16 protein-coding genes are annotated in these 18,114 nt (G+C 65.7%); 5 read left to right on the forward strand and 11 right to left on the reverse strand.

Annotated elements, in window-relative coordinates; genetic code table 11:
* Positions 1-4 precede the first annotated feature (4 nt).
* Entirely contained in the window at positions 5-700 is a 696-nt protein-coding gene (locus tag EV580_RS33070; protein ID WP_133697094.1) for a 3-oxoacid CoA-transferase subunit A, read from the forward strand.
* Complete coding sequence (locus EV580_RS33075; RefSeq protein WP_133697096.1) at positions 697-1,380, forward strand: CoA-transferase; 684 nt, start codon at positions 697-699, stop codon at positions 1,378-1,380. Before EV580_RS33070 ends, EV580_RS33075 begins: the two co-directional genes overlap by 4 nt.
* A 347-nt stretch (positions 1,381-1,727) precedes the next feature.
* Here EV580_RS33075 and EV580_RS33080 read toward each other — a convergent pair whose 3' ends face one another.
* The 3 genes from EV580_RS33080 to EV580_RS33090 all read right to left on the reverse strand — a co-directional run bounded on the left by EV580_RS33080 (position 1,728) and on the right by EV580_RS33090 (position 5,281).
* Positions 1,728-3,014 carry a DUF7373 family lipoprotein gene (locus EV580_RS33080; protein ID WP_133697097.1) on the reverse strand — a complete coding sequence of 429 codons (1,287 nt, stop codon included), beginning with the start codon at positions 3,012-3,014 and terminating at the stop codon, positions 1,728-1,730.
* On the reverse strand, positions 3,011-3,451 hold the full coding sequence (locus EV580_RS33085) for an Rv0361 family membrane protein (RefSeq protein WP_133697099.1): 441 nt from the start codon (positions 3,449-3,451) through the stop codon (positions 3,011-3,013). The genes EV580_RS33080 and EV580_RS33085 overlap by 4 nt, the downstream gene beginning before the upstream one ends.
* Positions 3,452-3,562: 111 nt before the next feature.
* Positions 3,563-5,281 carry a serine/threonine-protein kinase PknH/PknJ gene (locus EV580_RS33090; RefSeq protein ID WP_133697195.1) on the reverse strand — a complete coding sequence of 573 codons (1,719 nt, stop codon included), beginning with the start codon at positions 5,279-5,281 and terminating at the stop codon, positions 3,563-3,565.
* Positions 5,282-6,000: 719 nt separating this feature from the next.
* On the opposite strand from EV580_RS33090, the gene EV580_RS33095 reads away from it, so the two are divergent.
* Positions 6,001-7,041 carry an IS110 family RNA-guided transposase gene (locus EV580_RS33095; RefSeq protein ID WP_133697101.1) on the forward strand — a complete coding sequence of 347 codons (1,041 nt, stop codon included), beginning with the start codon at positions 6,001-6,003 and terminating at the stop codon, positions 7,039-7,041.
* 489 nt (positions 7,042-7,530) lie between these two features.
* On the opposite strand, the gene EV580_RS33100 is transcribed toward EV580_RS33095, so the two are convergent.
* Both EV580_RS33100 and EV580_RS33105 read right to left on the reverse strand, forming a co-directional pair.
* Positions 7,531-8,127: an ATPase gene (locus EV580_RS33100; RefSeq protein ID WP_133697103.1), complete on the reverse strand. Its 597-nt coding sequence runs from the start codon at positions 8,125-8,127 to the stop codon at positions 7,531-7,533.
* Between the two features lie 34 nt (positions 8,128-8,161).
* On the reverse strand, positions 8,162-8,548 hold the full coding sequence (locus EV580_RS33105; RefSeq protein ID WP_132165391.1) for a TA system antitoxin ParD family protein: 387 nt from the start codon (positions 8,546-8,548) through the stop codon (positions 8,162-8,164).
* A 154-nt stretch (positions 8,549-8,702) separates the two neighbouring features.
* On the opposite strand from EV580_RS33105, the gene EV580_RS33110 reads away from it, so the two are divergent.
* Positions 8,703-8,939 (forward strand): type II toxin-antitoxin system Phd/YefM family antitoxin, encoded by a 237-nt coding sequence (locus tag EV580_RS33110; protein ID WP_108055404.1) that lies wholly within the window; start codon positions 8,703-8,705, stop codon positions 8,937-8,939.
* Positions 8,940-8,977: 38 nt separating this feature from the next.
* Positions 8,978-9,358 (forward strand): type II toxin-antitoxin system VapC family toxin, encoded by a 381-nt coding sequence (locus EV580_RS33115; protein WP_286171982.1) that lies wholly within the window; start codon positions 8,978-8,980, stop codon positions 9,356-9,358.
* A gap of 204 nt (positions 9,359-9,562) precedes the next feature.
* On the opposite strand, the gene EV580_RS33120 is transcribed toward EV580_RS33115, so the two are convergent.
* The 6 genes from EV580_RS33120 to EV580_RS33145 all read right to left on the reverse strand — a co-directional run bounded on the left by EV580_RS33120 (position 9,563) and on the right by EV580_RS33145 (position 18,109).
* Positions 9,563-9,952: a type II toxin-antitoxin system VapC family toxin gene (locus EV580_RS33120; RefSeq protein WP_133697105.1), complete on the reverse strand. Its 390-nt coding sequence runs from the start codon at positions 9,950-9,952 to the stop codon at positions 9,563-9,565.
* Entirely contained in the window at positions 9,949-10,188 is a 240-nt protein-coding gene (locus EV580_RS33125; protein WP_108055401.1) for a type II toxin-antitoxin system Phd/YefM family antitoxin, read from the reverse strand. The genes EV580_RS33120 and EV580_RS33125 overlap by 4 nt, the downstream gene beginning before the upstream one ends.
* A 705-nt stretch (positions 10,189-10,893) precedes the next feature.
* On the reverse strand, positions 10,894-13,497 hold the full coding sequence (locus tag EV580_RS33130; RefSeq protein WP_108055400.1) for a LuxR C-terminal-related transcriptional regulator: 2,604 nt from the start codon (positions 13,495-13,497) through the stop codon (positions 10,894-10,896).
* A 156-nt stretch (positions 13,498-13,653) separates the two neighbouring features.
* Positions 13,654-14,775 carry a catalase family protein gene (locus EV580_RS33135; RefSeq protein WP_133697107.1) on the reverse strand — a complete coding sequence of 374 codons (1,122 nt, stop codon included), beginning with the start codon at positions 14,773-14,775 and terminating at the stop codon, positions 13,654-13,656.
* The gene (locus EV580_RS33140) at positions 14,772-16,607 is read right to left on the reverse strand and encodes a peroxidase family protein (protein ID WP_133697197.1); all 1,836 of its coding nucleotides are present in this window, start codon (positions 16,605-16,607) and stop codon (positions 14,772-14,774) included. Before EV580_RS33140 ends, EV580_RS33135 begins: the two co-directional genes overlap by 4 nt.
* Before the next feature lie 56 nt (positions 16,608-16,663).
* The gene (locus tag EV580_RS33145) at positions 16,664-18,109 is read right to left on the reverse strand and encodes a hypothetical protein (RefSeq protein WP_133697109.1); all 1,446 of its coding nucleotides are present in this window, start codon (positions 18,107-18,109) and stop codon (positions 16,664-16,666) included.
* Positions 18,110-18,114 lie beyond the last annotated feature (5 nt).

Raw genomic sequence — 18,114 nt, forward strand, 5'->3', positions numbered from 1 at the left:
TGCGGTGAGCAGAACCATCGTCTGTACAGCTGCTAAAGATGCAGTCGACGGGATAAAGGACGGTTCCACCATTCTCGTCGGCGGCTTCGGCATGGCAGGCATGCCGACCACGCTCATTGACGCGCTCATCGAACAGGGCGCGTCCGAACTCACCATCGTCAGCAACAACGCGGGTAATGCTGACACCGGCCTGGCCGCTCTGCTGGCCGCGGGGAGGGTCATCAAAGTGATCTGTTCGTTTCCGCGACAATCAGATTCGTATGTCTTCGACGCGCTCTATCGGGCGGGCAAGATCGACCTTGAAGTGGTGCCACAAGGCAACCTGGCTGAACGTATCCGGGCGGCCGGGGCCGGCATCGGCGCCTTCTTCTGCCCGACAGGGGTAGGCACCCCACTGGCTCAAGGTAAGGAGACACGGACCATCGATGGCCGCGACTACGTGCTCGAGTTCCCGATCCGCGGTGACGTCGCGCTCATCGGCGCGCACATCGGGGACCGCGCCGGAAACTTGTTGTATCGCAAGACGGCACGGAACTTCGGTCCTGTGATGGCGACCGCCGCATCGCTGACCATCGCCGAGGTCTCCAGCGTCGTCGACACCGGGGACATTGACCCGGAAACGGTGGTGACGCCAGGCATCTTCGTCGACCGCGTGCTGGACCTGTCCACACTGACCGCTACCCACAGGGAGGGATCATGACCGACACGCTGGGCGCGTCATCGACTCTCGAGCATCTCGACCGTGGCCCGCTGAACCTGCGGGAAATCGCGGCAGGGGTTGCCCGAGACATCCCGGCGGGGTCCTACGTCAATCTGGGTATCGGGCAGCCGACCGCGGTGGCCGACTACCTCGACCCGGCCGCCGGGGTGGTGCTGCACACTGAGAACGGCATGCTCGGCATGGGCGGCGAAGCGTTCGGCGAGGCCATCGATCCCGACTTGACCAACGCGGGCAAGATCCCGGTCACCGAAACCCCTGGCGCGTCGTACTTTCACCACGGCGATTCCTTTGCCATGATGCGCGGCGGTCACCTCGACGTCTGTGTGCTGGGCGCGTTCCAGGTCAGCGAGCGTGGCGACCTGGCGAACTGGCATACCGGCGCGGCCGATTCGATTCCCGCAGTCGGTGGAGCGATGGACTTGGCCATCGGTGCGAAGCGCGTCTTTGTGATGATGACGTTGTTCACAAAAGACGGCAGACCCAAATTGGTTCCACAGTGCAGCTACCCGTTGACGGGACTGCGGTGTGTGAGCCGGGTGTACACCGAACTAGGTACCTTTGAAATCGATAATGTGGGAGAGGCCGGCATACGGGTGCTCGAGACGTTCGGGACCAGTATCGCGGCGCTCGCTGAACGCATGGAAGTCGAACTGCACTGATCTGAGATCTTATGGCCTTCGAACAACCGTGACGCCGGTCCGAGGTTCAATGCGCGGCCCTCACGGAAGTGAACGGCGCGATCGCGGCCTGGTTCGTACGAGGGCACGCCAGGCTGACCGCGCCGCTCAGACTCATTTCGCCGGCAGGAGCGTTCAACGGCGCAGATGAATTTGGCGCGAGCATTCCGGGAGTCTGGCATCGAGCCGACACGATCGCCGATGGCCGACCACCAACCCGCATCAGGGCATGGGTGGAGCCGATGCCGGGAATCGAACCCACGTCTTGGGAAGCCTATGACCGGCAGTTCCTTCAGCGCCGACTACCAGTGTCTGGCTAGCCGTCCGTCTCACCCAGCCAGGATGCGATATTGAGCCGCCAACTGTTGCTGAGCTTGATCCAGTTGGCGGGCAACGGTTTTGATCATGAATCGGTCGACGGCGGCCACACACCAGTAGCGCGAGATCACGCCGCCCAGCTGCGAGGCCCGGATGCACCGGCTGTTAGGTAGGCCCGCTACCGGTGCGGTGGCTTGCGCCGACGGGGTGGCGGCGACGAGGTCGCCGTAGGCCTTGGTCAACTGCTGGGCCGCAGCGGCGTCGCGGGCCTGATAGAGGGTGTCGAGGTTGATGGACACGTAATCCACCCCGGCATCGGCGAGGAGCGGGCCGGCCTGCACCGGATTGTCTTCGAAGTGCAGGGCCCCGTCGCGCGGGTAAGCCGCACCGGTGGTCGAGGTGGCCCGGTCGGGCGGCGATGGCAGCGTGCGGGCGACCAGCCCGGTGGGATCCAGCGGCAGGGCGGCGAACTGGCCGGGGTCGGTCGGGGTGAAGGCGTCGATCAACGGCAACTGACGATCCAGTGTCCCGGAGACGAGCTGAGCGGCGCGGTCAGGTCCCTCGACGGCGCGAGCCGACTGCAATAAGACAAACGGTCCGCGCGAGGTGATGGCGACCAGCTCCTGCACCCTGGCCGCACCGTCAAGGTAGGTCAGTTCTGTCGCTGCCGCCTCGGGGTGCCCCGGGATGGGAACGGCCCGCTCGGGCTCGGTCACAATCGGTGTCGCGCTGGGGATCCGGGGCATGTGCAGCGACGCGGTCACCATTCCCTGGGCCGCAGCCGTCGCCGCGTTGGGATCGGCGAACCGCAGCACGGCGTTACGCAGCGAGGTCTGGTCGTTGGGTGCGGGGGTGTGCCGGTCAGACACGAAACCCACCACGAACGGGAGCCCGTGGGTGCCGAGCGCGGTGATCTGCGGCCAGCTCACACGACCCATGTCCTTATCGTTCTGCACCACCGTCGCAGGTTCCGGACCGGCCGCGATCAGGGTCGCGTCGGCCTGCCACGGTCCGGCGACGGCGGCGGCCATTCGACGACCTTCGACGAGGCGACCGATCTGCTCGGAATTCGCCGACGCCATCGGCGGCAGTGCCGCCGTGGGGTAGCCTCCGGTGTTCAGCTGGGCCGGATTGACTGCCGCCGCAGCCGAAGTCGAGCCCGCCGGCGCGGTGGCGTGCTGCCCGGCGGTGGTAACGCTGCAGCCGGCGAGGCTTGTCGCGATCAGCGTCACCGAGGCGGCGGCGCACCACCACCGGCGGCCGGTACCCCAAGGGCCGATCGCCGCACCTGCTATCAACGGGTCACGCAGATCTTCCAGCCGTCCTCCCGCTTAAGCGGCAACTGGACGGTCGAGGTGCCCATGGTCTCGTTCTCAGCGTCCATAGTGACCACGGCGGTATCGCCGGTGACCTTCGGGGTGATGGATTTGACCTGCGTCAGCCCGTTGTCGTGGCGGGTCTTCTTCAGCATCTCCATCACCACGCCGGTGAACTTCTGGCGCATCGCGGTGCACAGCAGGTCGGCATAGGCGTCCCAATTTTGGGTGTTGTAGGCATCCTGGTAGGCCAGGACGGTCTCCTTAATCTGGTCCTCGTCGCTGGGTGGCGGCGGTGGGGGAGCGGCGACAGTCGTGGCCGGGGCGGCTGTGGCGCTCGTCGGCGCACCGGTTTGCTGGGATACCGGTTGGCCACCGCTGCTGCAGGCCACCAGCGCGGCGGCGGCCAACAGCGACATCGCTGGCCCGGCAAATAATCTTGATGCCACCCGCACCTCGGCAAACCCCCATCAGCGCCCACAAGAGTTACCAACCCACGCTATCGTAGCGAACCGTGGACCCGGTAGGTGTTACTGGCGCGGCACCTTGGCGGCCATCGCGGTCACCAACGCAACAACGTCGTTGCCGCCGGCGGAGTGGCATTGCCGGACATCAATGATCACGTTGCCACGCACCTGCATGCCCCGCTGACACGAGGTGCCACCACCGGCCAGGGTGGCTGCGACGGTTACCACTCCGTTGCTGGTCACCGAGGGAGCTAAGGTCCAGGTCTGGGCCGGCGCTCCCGGTGGCGTCACGATCACCGCCTGAGTCCCGCACACCCCCCACTGGCCGCGCTGAGCGACCAAGAACAGCCCGGCCTTCTGGCCGTCGGAGAACGCGACCACCGACTGCACGACACCGTCTTGCGAGGTTGTGGAGTTCATTGCCCGCAGCGACTGCACCGCCACCGCGGTCGCACCACTCCCGGCATAGGTGCCCTGTTGCGCTGGGGCCCAGGAGCCCAGACAGTCGGTGGGCGCCACCGTGCCCGCATCGGTGAGGAAATCGCTGCCGTCCGACTCCAACGTCAGGCCACCCGGAATTTCGTTGGGAGTCAACAGGATCGACCGGAGCTGCGATCCCGACACATCGGTGGCAAAACCTCCGGCCGCCGAGGGTGACGGTGACGGCCCCGATGTCGTCACCGGGGGGCCCGCCCCCACCGAGCCGGCGTCGGTGGGCCACGCCACCACGGCAACCGCCGCCACCACCAGCACGACCACCCCCGACACTGCGGCGGCGACCAGCCCCCGTCGGCGCCGACGCGGGGGCGCAGCGCTGGGCGGTGGCGCCGACGACGGTCCCGCCATCATCGTGCGGGGTCCGCTGGGCTGCCACCACGGGCCGGCGGCAGTGGGAACAAAGTCGGGGTAGGAGACCACCTCGCCGCTGGGAACAGCCGAGAACGGCATCGCGGTCAGACCGGGGGAGTCGTGCAACGCGCTGGCAGCGGCCGCGCCCAGTGCACCCGCCGACGCAAACCGATCCGCCGGGCTTTTGGCCATCGCCGTGGCGATCACCATGTCCAACGCGGCGGGCAGGGACGGGACGAAGTCAGTGACCCGCGGCGGTGGGGACTGCAGGTGGGCCATCATCATCGCCGCCATCCCGTTCGCGGAGGAGAACGGGGTCTTGCCAGTCAACAACCGAAACAGCGTGCAGCCCAACGAATACACATCGGCGCGGCCGTCGAACGGCATGCCCGACAGCACCTCCGGGGCGGCGTAGGCCACCGTGGCCATCACCGAGCCGGTCACCGTCAAGCTCACGTCGTCGAGCGCCCGGGCAATCCCGAAGTCGCCCAACAACACCCGCTCCGCCGGGCTGGCCTGGCCAGAGAGCAGAAAGTTAGCCGGCTTGACGTCGCGGTGCACCACATTGCGGGCGTGCGCATGGTCGAGAGCCTTGGCGACCTCACCGATGATGTGGACGGCACGCTGGGGAGTCATCGTTCCGGTGCGCAGCGCGTCGTCGGCGTCGGTGCCCTCGACGTATTGCATGGCGATCCACAGCTGGCCGTCCTCGGTCTCGCCCCGGTTATAGACCGCGACGATGTTCGGGTGATCCAACGCCGAGGCGACCTCCGCCTCGCGGATGAACCGGGCCCGGAAATCGCGGTCGCGGGAGAGCTCCGCGGAGAGCACCTTCAGGGCGTCATGGCGCGGCAGAGTCGGGTTCGCCGCCAGATAGACCGCACCCATGCCGCCCGAGCCGAGCAGCTTCTCGATGCGGTAACCGCCGACCATCGACCCGGCACTCAACACGGGAAGTCCTTGCGACCACCCCGCCCGGCGCCGGCCTCCACTGCCACCACCTCCGCCTTCCCTGTTCGGCTAAGCACACCAGCTGATGACAGCATCCAACGCGATGAGGTCCCTGACCGGCAACTAATCACCGCTCGTGTCGGCGCTCCCGGCCTCACGACCGGTCGGGACAGTCGTTCACCCGGTGATCGGATCACCCGATCGCGACGCCCGCCCGTGAATGCCGTCCGGCGGCTCAGCGGGGTGGATCGCCAGCCACCCGCCACGGGCAGCGGCGGCCCGGCCACCGCCCCGGACACGGGTACGTCGCTACGGTTCGCTGACGCCCCGGCGACTAACCACCCGGGTGCATCGGGTGACCTTCGGGCCGAGAAATTAGCGCAATCCGCCTGGCGCAGCGCCGGTTAGGGTTGGGATGTCCCGTTCACCGGTTCAGTCTGATCCATAGAATTCGTGCCGCCTGCGGGTTGGCTCTCGTTGGGAGTGTCGACGCTCCGAGCGTGCGGGACGCGGCGCGCTGCACTGGCGCGTCGCTGCTCTGGGTGGATGGCCTGCAAAGGTCCGATGCTTGGCCCGGTGTCTGGCCGGAGTGTTTCGTGCCGCTCCGAGGGCTGGCGATTATGGACGCTGCCGACACCAGGTCGAGAGCAAACCCGTTGTTGGAGAACACGTCACACGTCCGCCGCCCCATAGGAGTCGAGATGATCGAGGTCGTTATCGGAGTTGACGCACACAAGAGGACGCATACTCTCGTCGCGGCTAACGTCAACGGCCGCAAGCTGGGGGAGAAGACGATCCCCACGACGAGCGCGGGGAATCAGGCCGCGATCCGCTGGGCGCGACAACGATTCGGCGGCGGTCTGGTGTGGGGGATCGAGGACTGCCGGCCGCTGACAGCGCGCCTGGAACACGACTTGTTGGCCACCGACGCCAAAGTCGTCCGGGTACCGCCGCACCTGATGAGCCGATCGCGTGCCTCTTCGCGCACACCCGGCAAGTCGGATCCCATCGACGCGCTCGCGGTGGCCCGCGCCGTCTTGCGTGAACCCGATCTGCCGGCGGCCTTTCATGACCCGGTGTCATTGGAGTTACGGCTATTGGTGGACCGGCGCGAAGACCTCGTCCTTTACCGGACCGCTACGATCAACCGACTGCTGGCGCGGGTCCACGAACTCGACCCTACGCACACCCATTCGTCCAACTGGCACTGGAAGAAGGCCAGAGAAACCATGCGGGACTGGCTGATCCCACATGCCGGCCTGACCGCGGAGTTGGCCCGCGACGAAATCGCCGACATCATCGCCGCATCCGAATCGATCGATGCGCTGTCCCGGCGCATCGGCGGGCTGATCCGCGGCGTGGCGCCGAGTCTGCTCGCCCTGAAAGGTTGTGGGGAATTGACCGCCGCCAAGATCGTCGCCGAAACCGCTGGCGTGCACCGCTTCAAAAGCGAAGCAGCCTTCGCGCGTCTCGCTGGAGTGGCACCCATTCCGCACTGGTCGGGTGACGCCAATGTGCGCTTACGGCCGACGCGGCGGGGTAATCGCCAGCTCAACACCGCGTTGCATCGCATCGCCGTCACCCAGATCCGTTGGGACGGACCAGGCAAGGTGTACTTCGAACGACGACTCCACGACGGCGACACCCGCAGCCAAGCGTTGCGATCGCTGAAACGCCGGTTGGCTCGGGTGGTCTTCAACCGACTCCGCGCAGACCAGCCCCGTCCCGCCCTGCCTCTGTAACCGTTGAGGCGTCCTAAGCTGGACACATGGCGGTGTGCACCGTTGCGGACTGCGACCGAGAGTTCTACTGTCGCGGCCTCTGCCGGCGACATTACGAACAGTGGCGCCGCGGAGCGCAGCTCGACGCCCCCCTGCAGCGGGTCGCCAAAGGCCGCTACACCACATGCACCATCGACGGGTGTGACCGTCCGCACCGCGCTCATCGGTTGTGCCAGTTGCACTATCACCGGTTGTGGTCAGGTCGGTCGGTCACGACAGCCCGGACGAATGTGGGGGAGGGACATCCCCGCGCGAAACTCACGGCCGACCGGGTCCGCGCTATCCGGCAGCTTCGCGCCGAAGGGTGGACACTGCGCCGGCTGGCGGCGCAGTTCGGCGTCAGTGGACACTCCGTGCACGCGATCGTCGACCGCCGCACGTGGAGAAACGTGGTGTGAAACAACTTCGAGAACTCCGAGGCGGCGCCACCGTCATCCGTGGCGACCCGGGCTACGGCCGTTCCGGCAGCGCCCCAGGCCAGCGGGTGGTGAGCACCTCAGGCGTCCACCGCGGCCAGGTGGGGGAGCCGACCACGAACCCCCCGGACACCTGCGCCACGATGCGCGGACCCCGAATGCCGCTGTTGTCGTAAAAGGTCGCCGAATCGGCGCGACCTGCAGCGACGGCCACCAAGGACCACAGCCGGTGATAGCGCTGGCGAATCTTGATGTCCGGCACCGAATGTCCACCGGCAGCGACCCGATGTCGCACCCGCGCCACGGCAAGCTCTTCGGGGATGAGAACCGCATGCACCACCACCACATAGCCCCGACCCTGTGCGCTGTCGACAAGCTCGAGTTTGGACGGGTGCGAGAATACGGTCTCCGCGATGAACGACTCCCCGAGCTCGATCAATCGTGCCCTCGTGCCGGCCGCGACCCGCGCTGCCTCGTAGGAGTGCCCGGCGGGATCCTGCGGCCAGCGCTGCTTAGCGATCTCGTCGGCATTGACGTAGACACTGCCCGGCAGCAACGACGCCAAGGTGAGTTCGATGAAGGTGGATTTGCCGGCCCCGTTGGAACCGACGACAAGGTCGAGCCGCTTCACCGCGAGCGGTCAGCGTCGAAGAGCGCAGACCTCATCACTGGCTCGGCAGTGGTGAGGAGGTGCCGTCGGGCCGGTATTGGACGAGCTCGCCGTCATCATTGAGCGCGACGGTGGTGATGCCGCGCGCCGCCAACGTCGCGCCGTAATCGGCACGCGCCAAACTCTCGTCGATCGCCGCCAAGACCTCGGCATGGAACACGACGCCTTCCTCGACGCCCAACTCACTCAGCGGCGTGGCGCCGCTGAGTGCGGCCTCCACCTTGCGTCGGGCTGCACTGTGCTGACTCGACACCGCGCGACCCACCCGCGCCCAGTGGTCAAGCTGCTGCTTGGCCGACCGGCTCTGACGGGCGCCCTCGGCCGCGGCGCTGGCGAGCAGGTCTGCGGCAATGCGTGTAACCCGGTCTGCCGTATCGGTCACGATCCACCTCCGCGTGTAGCAATCTGCTACGAGTGTAGCAGATTGCTACAGCCTCCACGCCATCCTGTCGCTGGTCAGATAGTGTCCTGACGTAGCCGGCGAAGGCAGCCGTGCGTCCCTTGTGGGGGTGTATCACCGGTGATACACTTATGTTATGGAGTCAGTCACGGTCCGCGACCTCCGCAATAACGGGGGAGAGGTACTTCGCCGGGTCGAGCATGGCGAACGCGTCGTAGTGACTCGTGACGGTATGCCGGTAGCTGAGTTGCGACCGCTTCCGCGGCCCAGCGTCAGCGCTGCTGAGCTGATTCGGCGGCGCGAACATCTGCCACCGGTCGGTGTCGTCGAGTTCCGGCGTGACATCGACGATCTGATCGATCCGTCGCTATGAACAGGTCGGACTCGCGAGGAATGCTGGATACCTCCACGGTGATCCTGCTGGGCGAAATCACCGACCCGATGACCCTGCCGGTCGAGTCGGTGATCAGCGCGATCACCTTGGCGGAGCTCTCTGTCGGCCCTCACGTCGCGCGGTCTGGCGACGAGCGCAGCGCGCGACAGCAGCACCTGCAGCAGGCCGAAGCGGACTTCGCGATTCTGCCGTTCGACGCCGATTGCGCGCGGGCGTTCGGCGGCGTAGCCGCCGCTTTGCGTGCCGCCGGGCGGAAGCCGGCGGCACGGGCGTACGACGCACTAATCGCTGCGAGTGCGATCGCGAACGGCCTCGGTCTGTACACCTGCAATCCCCACGATTTCGCGGGGATTCCGCGTTTAGATCTGCACCCGGTACCGAATCCGCGAACCGGTTAGATGGGCCCCATCTAACGCATTACGTCACAGTGCGTAATGCGGCCGCGCTTGCCCCTCAGGCTATTTCGACCCTCAAGAGCCGGGGCGACCTCCGCCGGGCGGAGGCCGCATCCGAGTGCCGGACGATCCGAGACGCGCAAGGTTGATGAGACAACGCCTGCGAGACGATCTGGCCGTCTGGCCAGCCAACGGGAGGCGAACAGCTCACGCTCGCAAGGTCGGAGCGAGCGCGGCGTCGAGAATCTTTGCGTCGCGGGTCGCGATCGTGAGATCGCGGCGCAGTGCCTGGGCGACGATCACCCGATCGAATGGGTCTTTGTGCTCCCACGGAAGTCGGCCGGCCAGTATCGCGTCCGGCGACTCGATGGGCAATTCGCTGGTGCTCATGTCAGAAACAATGTCGGTCCAAGCCGACAGGAGTGCCTCGCCGTCGAGGCGACCGAGCCGCGTCTTGATGGCGATTTCCCATGCCGAGGCGGCCGTCACCCATACGCTGGTCTTCGGGTCGGCGATGATCGCTAACGCGGCGGTGTCGACCTCGGACGGAGCGCTCGCCAGCCACAGAAGTGTGTGCGTGTCCAACAGGACGTTCACAGGTCGGCGCTTTCCCAGCGAGCCAATTCCGATTCTGGCAGCGGCTCGTCGAAATCGTTGGGCACCACAAGGTTTGGTAGTTGCCCGAACTTCCGCGGCACAGGCTGCAAAGGCACCAGTTTGGCGACCGGGCGGCCGTGATTCGTGATCGTCACAGCCTTACCAGTGCGTTCGACTTCAGCCAAGAGGGCATTGAGCCGGTTCTTGGCCTCCGTGCTGGTTATGGTCATGTCCATACATCAAGGTTACCGCTAAATACGCTATTTACGCTAGCTCGATTAGCGTGAATGCTGGTCACAACACCGATGGTCCCAGGTAGTTTCGGCCGGAGCCCGCGCCTAGCGCGACCTGAGGCTGGTCGATAACGCCACCGTCCCGGGTGGGGTGTGGCTTTCCCGACAGCCCGATTCGTTGAGCAAAGCCGCCAAATCTATTGCGAACGTCCAGTCGTGACCACACCCAAACAGTCTGCAATCACACGGAGATCATAGACTGGGCATCGGCTGCGCTCTTGGCCCAATGGAGCGCAGCCGCGATGTAGGTGGATCGGTGGTAGGCGGGGCAGCTCAGCGTTGCGCCTACGGGAGGACCGAGTAGATGGCGAACCGTGTGGGCCCACCGTCCTTAGTGCCAGCTCCATCCGAACGTTGCTCGCTCCCGCAAGCTGGTTCGACTGCTGAAAGACGTTACGATGTCGTTGATGTCGCCGGAATGGCACCACCTATCGCTGTCCACACCCAAGTTGTAGAGCACGGGTTCAGATTCATTTGGTCACTTCGCCTGCCCGACCGGTCAAGACGGGCGTCAGCACTGCTTCTCTCTGTCACGCCGCTCGTGCGGACCAGCCGGCAGTTGGCGCCCGCAATGCTCTACTCGATCTATCCGACTTTTCCGACGAACGACTGAGTAGCGCACAGGGAATCCCGATGCGGTCAAGCCCGTTATTCGGGATCCATGTCGGGCCGAACGATCTTGGCCAGTTCCTCGCGATCGGCAACGTCGAGTTTGATGCAAGCCCGATAAATGTGTCCTTCGACGGTGCGAACTGACACGGTGAGCTGATCGGCGATCTCGCGGTTGGACAGCCCGGCAGCCACCATCATCGCGATCTCGCGTTCCCGCATGGACAGCGGCAATGGTCGTGCGGCCGACCTGATCGCCGGAGTGGCCGCACCCCCGCATTGGGTCGCCAATCGCAGTGCGCGCGCGGAGGACTCGGCCTTCTTGCGTCGCCCCCGCTCGCCTTCGTGCAGCGGCACGGCTTGGGCAGCTGAGTCCGCCGCCGACAGCAGCATTCCCATCGCCTCGAACTCTATGCTGACCACGTCGAGCCCCTGCCCGTCACCGGCGGCCAGTGCCGCTGCGTGCCGTGCCTGTAGTGTGGCCACCGGGCCGTCGATCTGGTCGGCGAGCTCAGCCAGCCGTTGTGCCACAGTAAGATCGCCGAAGCGGGCTGCGTGGTGCAGTGCCTCTGCCTCCACTGCGTATTGTCCGGACCGACGTGCCAAGTCGGCAGCTTCGTGGGCCAGCTCAATACCCTGGCGTTCACCGGTCTTCGCGGCTGCCAGCGTGGCTTTCGCGATGAGGCGGTGGGGCTCGTGCAGGGCAACGTAGTCCCCGCTATGTTCCTTGGCGTCGGCCAGCACTCGTTCGGCCTGGTCGATTTTGCCGATCGCCGCATAGGCCCGCGCCAGCAGGAGCCGGGCCGGCAACCGCCACGGCAGTGACGCTTCGGCGGCCAGCGCCGCTAGCGCCTGCTCGATGGAGGTGATGGCCTCGGGGAAGCGGCCGCGGTGTGTCGCGACCAATCCGGTGGTGATCTTGGCGATGGCCCAGGCGAGGAATTGGCCGGCGGAGGAGAATTCCTCGTAGTCTGCGGCACGCTGGTCTGCGAGGTCGAGGTCGCCGGCGTACGTCAGGGCCAGAACATCGCAGTAGCGGACCATAACTCGGATCATGCCGTCCGTCGCTTTCTGCTCCGAACGGCAGCGGGCAGCGATCGGATCGAATGCAGCGCCGCGCCCGGCGACTGGCATGGCGAGGCCAGCGGCAAACGCGGCGAAGTCGACGGCTTGTTTGGGTGCATGCTCGTCCGCCAGTACCGCCTGCGCAGCGGCAATGCCATCATCTATCTGGTTTTGGTGCACAGCGATCGCTGAGCTAGTCGCTTCGACGATGAGCCGCAGGCTCGGATGTTCCACGCGTTCCCACAGCAGGCTCAGCATCTGGTGGGCGCGCTCGACGTCGCCCATCGACCAGAACAGGATGGAAAGCCTTGGGATGCCCCACATAACGAGCTGTAATTCGTCGAGGTCATCCGGCGAGAACCGGGCGAGGATCTGTTCGGCTTCAACCGGGTGTCCCTGCCACAGCAAGGTGCGTGACAACAATTCGGCGGATTGCACTCCGCCGTCGCGCTCGAAAGCGGCCCGGGCGAGGTGTTCACCGAGAGGCACGTTGGATAGGAAGATCGCATCCTTGGTGGCCGCGAGAAGCAGCCCGCTATCCACCGGCTCGTCACTGTCGACCGAGAGCCGGGCCAGCTGCAATCGGCTGGCCGCAGAGTCCAGTGATTGCTCGCGCAATACGTTGACGATGCGTCCGCGCAGCCTGCGTGCCGATATCGTTCCGATCCGGCGGCGCACCACATCGCCGTATAACGGGTGGCTGAAGCGAGCGTTGAGCTTGGCGCCGTCTTGGACAACACGGATCAGTCCGGCGATCTCAGCGGTGTCGACAGCATCTTCGCCGGCCAGTTCACACAACGTATCGACGTCGAGCGGTTCACACAGCGCGAGCAGTTTGAGGGTGTCCACCACGTCGCTGGACAACTTGTCTAGACGGTCTTCGAGCAGCGCCGCCAGGCCGGAGGGCACTCCGGCGTCTCCCCGCAGCTGCCAGACACCGTCGACCTCAGTCAGTGTTGCGGCACTGAGAGCTCCTTCAACCATGTGCCGCAAGAACAATGGGTTGCCTGCCGAGGTGTGCCACATGACGTCGGCGGACAGGCCTTCCAGCGTTCCGCCGAGCACGGTTTCGATTAGTGCGACGCTTTGCGCTTTGGTCAGCGGTGCCAGCTCCAGGCGGCGCAGGTGATGGTCTTTCCAGAGCGCGGTGACCGCGTCAGGGACGGGTTCGCCGCTGCGCACGGTGGCGACGATAGTCCCGGCGCGTTCGACGGCGATCTGGTGCAGCAGCGTGGAGGACAGTTGATCAAGCAGATGTGCGTCGTCGACGCCGATTACGGTGTCGGGGCTGGTGATGACGGCATCGCGAGCAGCGGCCATCAGCGCCACCGGATCGCGCGAGCCCGTTGGTGGGATGCGGTGTGCGAATACGCCGAGGGGGATGCTGCGGGAGGATTCCGTGCAGCCCACCCACGCGACGTCGGTTTGTAGCGATTCGGTGACGGTTCGTGCCAGTGTCGTTTTCCCCACGCCGGCCGGTCCGACGAGCACGACGCCTCCGCCGCGGTCGGTGATTAGCGTCGAGCGAATCGACTCGAATTCCGCGGGCCGATCGAGCAACTGCCAACCCCTGCCCATTGGGGCGGAGTGTAACAGCCTGCCGGGCGTGTCGTTTCGGGAATCTGAGTGCCATTTTGGCGCGGACTCCACCGCCGCGTTGGCGTGCTGTTCCGATGTGGGCACTGTCCTCATCCTCCGTTTGGCTGGCGGTGCGACGAGAAGGCCGCGGTGTGTCTAGGCGGGCAGATCGGCCACGTCGGCCGGTTCCATGCGCGCCACGTTGTTGACCCGGTGGCGGAAGTCGCTGGAGGCCTCGTACACCAGTTTCTTGAGTCGGTTGATCGAGCCGAGTGGACGGTGCGCGGCCAGTCCGCGCCACGAGTTGAACGACAGCACGTCGTCGCCGAAGCGGCGTCGCTCAGGTGTGTCGGGGTCCTGAATCCCGAAGGTGATCTTGGCGACGCCGACATGCGGGGAATCCTCCTCGGGCCACGGCACGGTGGCGTCTTCGATCGGCATCATTGTCGGGTCGGTGCACAGCTGCACCTGCAGTTCGTATTCGCAGACGTTGGTGGCGCAAAACTCGACGACCATGTTGCGGAACGCATCTGGCCCTGCTGACGCCGGCACCAGTTGCCCCTCAAGCGCTTTGACCGACTCCGACAACGGCACATATTGCAACTTCGCCACGTACTCCCCGTAGCGCAGTGGGGCAGAGGAATAAAAGGTCAAGCCAAGGAGGTGGGTGTTGGGTTCGCTGAAGAGCTCCAACGCGGTCGGTAGCGACAGTTTCACCCGCTTGAGAACGGACTGAACCGCGCCCAGCGTGCGCCCGAGAGCCAGCATCATCGGGTCCGGTACCCGTGCCAGCAGCCACGCCATCGGCATGCCGCGCTTCAAATAGGCGTGCGCGTCTGGGAAGGGGAATTCCCGGTGGGTGACGAGAATGAAGTCCTGGGTGCTCGCATCGTCGTCGGCCAGGGCCCGCGGACCCGCCACGCCAAGGACTTTGATCCCCAGTCCCCGAACGCCCCGGGTTGCATCAGTGCGCAACGCGCCCGACGTACTCGAGAGGCGGGCGATCACCGGGTAGGTCGCTGGGGCGGCGAATAGTCCTTGACGCAGGTGTTGGGGCAGGTCGGGATAGATCGTCAGCTCGCCACGCAGGATGCCGTGGCTCTTGGCGTGGGCGTCGCGGATGCCGTGGTGATACTTCTTGAACGCCCACTCGTTGTTGCCGTGGAGCGCGTCCGCGATTCCCTTGATCAGCTCGGCCTCGTCGGGGCGTGGGTGTTCCAGGTCATCGCTGTAGCGCAAAAACCGTGGCGACTCGGGAGTCTGCAGCGCGTCGGTCATCGTGATCTCGTTTCCGTAGTCGTGGCTGTCCAAGGCGCGAACGGATTGCTCACCCCGACCAGTGCCGGCCGCAACGAGGGGAAGTGCCGCAGCAGCACGCTGCGCATGTCGTTGTTCTTGACCCAGTCGAATCCCACTTCGGTGTAGATCTCGGGGGTGAAGTCGGCGGTGAAGAACCGGTCGCTTTCCAGGCGTCGCGATGCCATCAGAATGAAGATGCGAAATGCGGTGTCGCTGAACCCGAATCCCGGCGGCTTGGGTTCGGCGTACATTCCGATCATCAAGTCGACGCTCTCGACATCGCCGTAGATCTCCTCTAATTCGCGGGCCCAGTCCGGGTTGTCGGTGAGCTCCCCGAACGACGCGACGGGCTTGAGGTGCAAGAGGCGGCGAAATTCGTTGTAGCGCGGCACCGCCCGTTCCCGTGTCCGCAAGATATCGACCGCGGCCAGGTCGAGCAGCTCCCCGTCTGGCCGGTGGAGCTCTTGGAGGTGGCGCGGATAGTTATGCAGGGTGATGGCACCGGGGTGGGCTCGACCGAACGAGTAGAAGATATCGGCCATGTCGAGCTCGGACAGCCGATCCCGCACCTCAAGCACCGCAAGATCTGGCAGTTCGTGGCGGGCAAGCTCAGAATCGTCAGCCACCGATCGAAACACGAACTCGTCGGGGATCAGTGGATGCATCCGGTAGACGGCGACGAACTCTTCGGTCAGCGAGTACGGGACACCGTGGAAGTTCGTTGGCGATCCCGGAATACCCTGCAGGACTTCGTTGTCGGTCAGCCGGCCGAACCGGCGGGCGAATTTCTCGCCGAGAACACCGAACCAGTTCGCCCGCATGGCGAATACCGTCGTGGGGTGGGCGATGATCGCCGGAGTCCAGTCCAAGGTGTGGATCTTCGCCATCAACGCGGCGTTGACCAGGCGTGCGGCGTCGTAGAGCTGCTGGTCTGACAACTGCGGGTAGACGGCCGCAAGCCGGTCACAGATCGCGTTGTGCTCACGCATGAACAACGAATGCAGGATGGCCAGACCCACCCAGAAATTGCCGGCCGTGCCGGTGAGGTCGACGTACGCTTCGACATCGGTAGGAGGCAGGCCCGCGTCATCGATGCGCAGCCGACCACCAGACTGGGTGCGCAACGCCTTCGCGAAAACCGGTTCCGTGCCATAGATTTGGGAACCATCCCACCAGTGGCTGTCCTGGGTGATATACGTTGGCGGTCCCCATCCGCTGACGTTGGGGTCGGGTGCGGTGCGTTTGATCCTCATCGGATCCTGCGGCCACGAGTCGCCGGGTTCCAGCGGGATCGTCCAGCTGTTGCTGGCCGAGGTGTCGTGGCTGAGCCAGTCATGCACCTCGAACTGAATCCAAGCGGCGGCGAGCAGGTTCAGCGTAGTGGCCGGCTGAAACTCGCTGCGGGTCAGCAGCGCCCGGCTGATCAGGCGCGGGCTCGGCCTCAACAGCTGATCGGGGTCCTCCCGATAGGCGTGGGTGAGGGGAACGTTGCGGCCGAAACGGCAGCCCACCGCCCCCATGAGCGGATCGTCGAGATTGTTGTAGGCGCCCGACAGGGTACGCGCGGTGCGGTGGTTGGCGATTTCGTCATCATTGCCGGCCAGCTGCTCTCCGCAGCCGCAGCCGCAGCCGCAGCCGCAGCCGCAGCCGCAGCCGCAGCCGCAGCCGCAGCCGCAGCCGCGGCCACTGTCGGTGAGGTTATTCGCGCGAAGGCGCGCCCGAAGCCCGACTAGCACCGGGATCCCCAGCGCTGTGGGCAGTTTGGACCAGCCGATGCGGCGGTCCACCTGTTCAGCGACCCATGACAGCATCCGCGTCAGCGTGTACGTCACCGTGGTCCTCCTCGGGCTCCTGGCGATATTGGTTCTCAGTTGGCGGGCGTCGGAATCGCGACGGTCGGATCGCCGAGCAGCACCGTGCAGGCGCGGTCGTAGGCGGTGACTTTGTCGTAGAGCGCCAAGTCGAGTGCGGATCGGCGGGCCTGCGGGTCGGGCGCGACGGCGTGAGTTTCAAGGGCTTGCGTGTGCTGCAGGAGCAGCGTTCCGACGGCCGTATAGAGCCGGGCGTTGGCCATGCCCAGGCCGACCGGTGCACCGCGGCAGACCTCGTTGTACATCAGGCGACAGACCCAGTCAGTGAGCTGGGCCTTGGTAGGCGGGAACCACAGCGTCCACTCGAAGGTGGGCTCCACGTGGCCGATGAAGGCGCGCAGGGGGCGCGCGGCGCCCAGTAGCGCGGCGGGCAGCGGCGAGGTCACCGCGCCGACGGCCGACACTCCGTCCAGCACCCGCCCGGTGTCGGTGGACGTGTCGAACAGGTTGCTGTAGATGCTCGGTCGCTGCGCCCCGGCGGAGCAGCAGGCTTGTGCGAACCAGATCGCGCCGTCTGGTTGCCACTGGTTCAGCAGTTCGTTGGGCTCAATGATGCTGCGGTCGGCGTCGACGAGCAGGCCTAGTTGCCGGCGCATCTCGTCGGTATCGTTGAGCGGGGAGGTATTGCCGTGGCTGGTCGTCACGACGACGCTGGGGCGCGAGGTTTTCAGAGCCGCGACAAGTAGCGCCTTGGTGGCGTGCACGTTGGTTCCGTCGATGAATGCGGTCGCGTGCAGGTCGGTGTCCTGGTGATAGAGGTCGTATAGGGGTGCGGCGACCGCGTCGCGCATGAGCGGGGTGATGTCGCCGCCGTGGTTGACCGCCCAGATCACCGGCGAGCTGTAATCGGTTGTGCTGCCTTTCCAATTGTCGATGAGGGCGTGCACGTAGTTCGCCAAGCCGGTGTCGTCGAGGTCGAGGCGACCGACCTTTCGCACCTGGTTGAGCTTGAATTGCAGCGTCCACGGTATGTCTCGGGGTGAGCCGACTATCAACAGGTAGTCGGGGATTGCGCCGGCTGCGACGCCGATCGGAGCGGTCGCAAAGGTGATGTCGGTACACGTGGTGTAGTCGCGCAGGGTGTTGAGAGCGTCGGTATCGGTGCGGTAGCGCAGCACCTTAGACGCGGGCCGCTCGGCCAGCAGCGCGCGGATCGGTTCGGGTGCATCGGAGCCGGTGCGGCGTTGGTCGTCGGTGAGGTCAGCCGCGTCGGGCAGGATGACGCCCCAGCCGATTTCGGGGTCCTGCCATTGCTGCGCCGGCACCGGTGGCGGCGGCAATAGCGCTTGGTCGGCGCGCAGGGCCGCCCGCGAGAGTGTCCATTGGTCGCGCAGCGAACCGAGCGGTGCACTGGCGGCGCGCTCTCCCATCCACGCGTTGCACCGCACGGTCGCCAGCGCCGCGAAGTTCGGCGGCACGAATCCAGCTGGAGTGGAAGGCATTTCGG

Origin of the sequence: Mycobacterium sp. BK086, assembly GCA_004362315.1 — a bacterium.
GTDB lineage: Bacteria > Actinomycetota > Actinomycetes > Mycobacteriales > Mycobacteriaceae > Mycobacterium.

What these genes read in the sequence shown, in the direction of transcription:
- EV580_RS33075 (WP_133697096.1), top strand. Translation starts at nt 697, where the DNA reads ATGACCGACACGCTGGGCGCGTCATCGACTCTCGAGCATCTCGACCGT.
- EV580_RS33085 (WP_133697099.1), bottom strand. Translation starts at nt 3,451, where the DNA reads ATGTCGCTGTTGGCCGCCGCCGCGCTGGTGGCCTGCAGCAGCGGTGGC.
- EV580_RS33090 (WP_133697195.1), bottom strand. Translation starts at nt 5,281, where the DNA reads ATGGTCGGCGGTTACCGCATCGAGAAGCTGCTCGGCTCGGGCGGCATG.
- EV580_RS33095 (WP_133697101.1), top strand. Translation starts at nt 6,001, where the DNA reads ATGATCGAGGTCGTTATCGGAGTTGACGCACACAAGAGGACGCATACT.
- EV580_RS33110 (WP_108055404.1), top strand. Translation starts at nt 8,703, where the DNA reads ATGGAGTCAGTCACGGTCCGCGACCTCCGCAATAACGGGGGAGAGGTA.
- EV580_RS33125 (WP_108055401.1), bottom strand. Translation starts at nt 10,188, where the DNA reads ATGGACATGACCATAACCAGCACGGAGGCCAAGAACCGGCTCAATGCC.
- EV580_RS33130 (WP_108055400.1), bottom strand. Translation starts at nt 13,497, where the DNA reads ATGGGCAGGGGTTGGCAGTTGCTCGATCGGCCCGCGGAATTCGAGTCG.
- EV580_RS33135 (WP_133697107.1), bottom strand. Translation starts at nt 14,775, where the DNA reads ATGACCGACGCGCTGCAGACTCCCGAGTCGCCACGGTTTTTGCGCTAC.
- EV580_RS33140 (WP_133697197.1), bottom strand. Translation starts at nt 16,607, where the DNA reads ATGCTGTCATGGGTCGCTGAACAGGTGGACCGCCGCATCGGCTGGTCC.
- EV580_RS33145 (WP_133697109.1), bottom strand. Translation starts at nt 18,109, where the DNA reads ATGCCTTCCACTCCAGCTGGATTCGTGCCGCCGAACTTCGCGGCGCTG.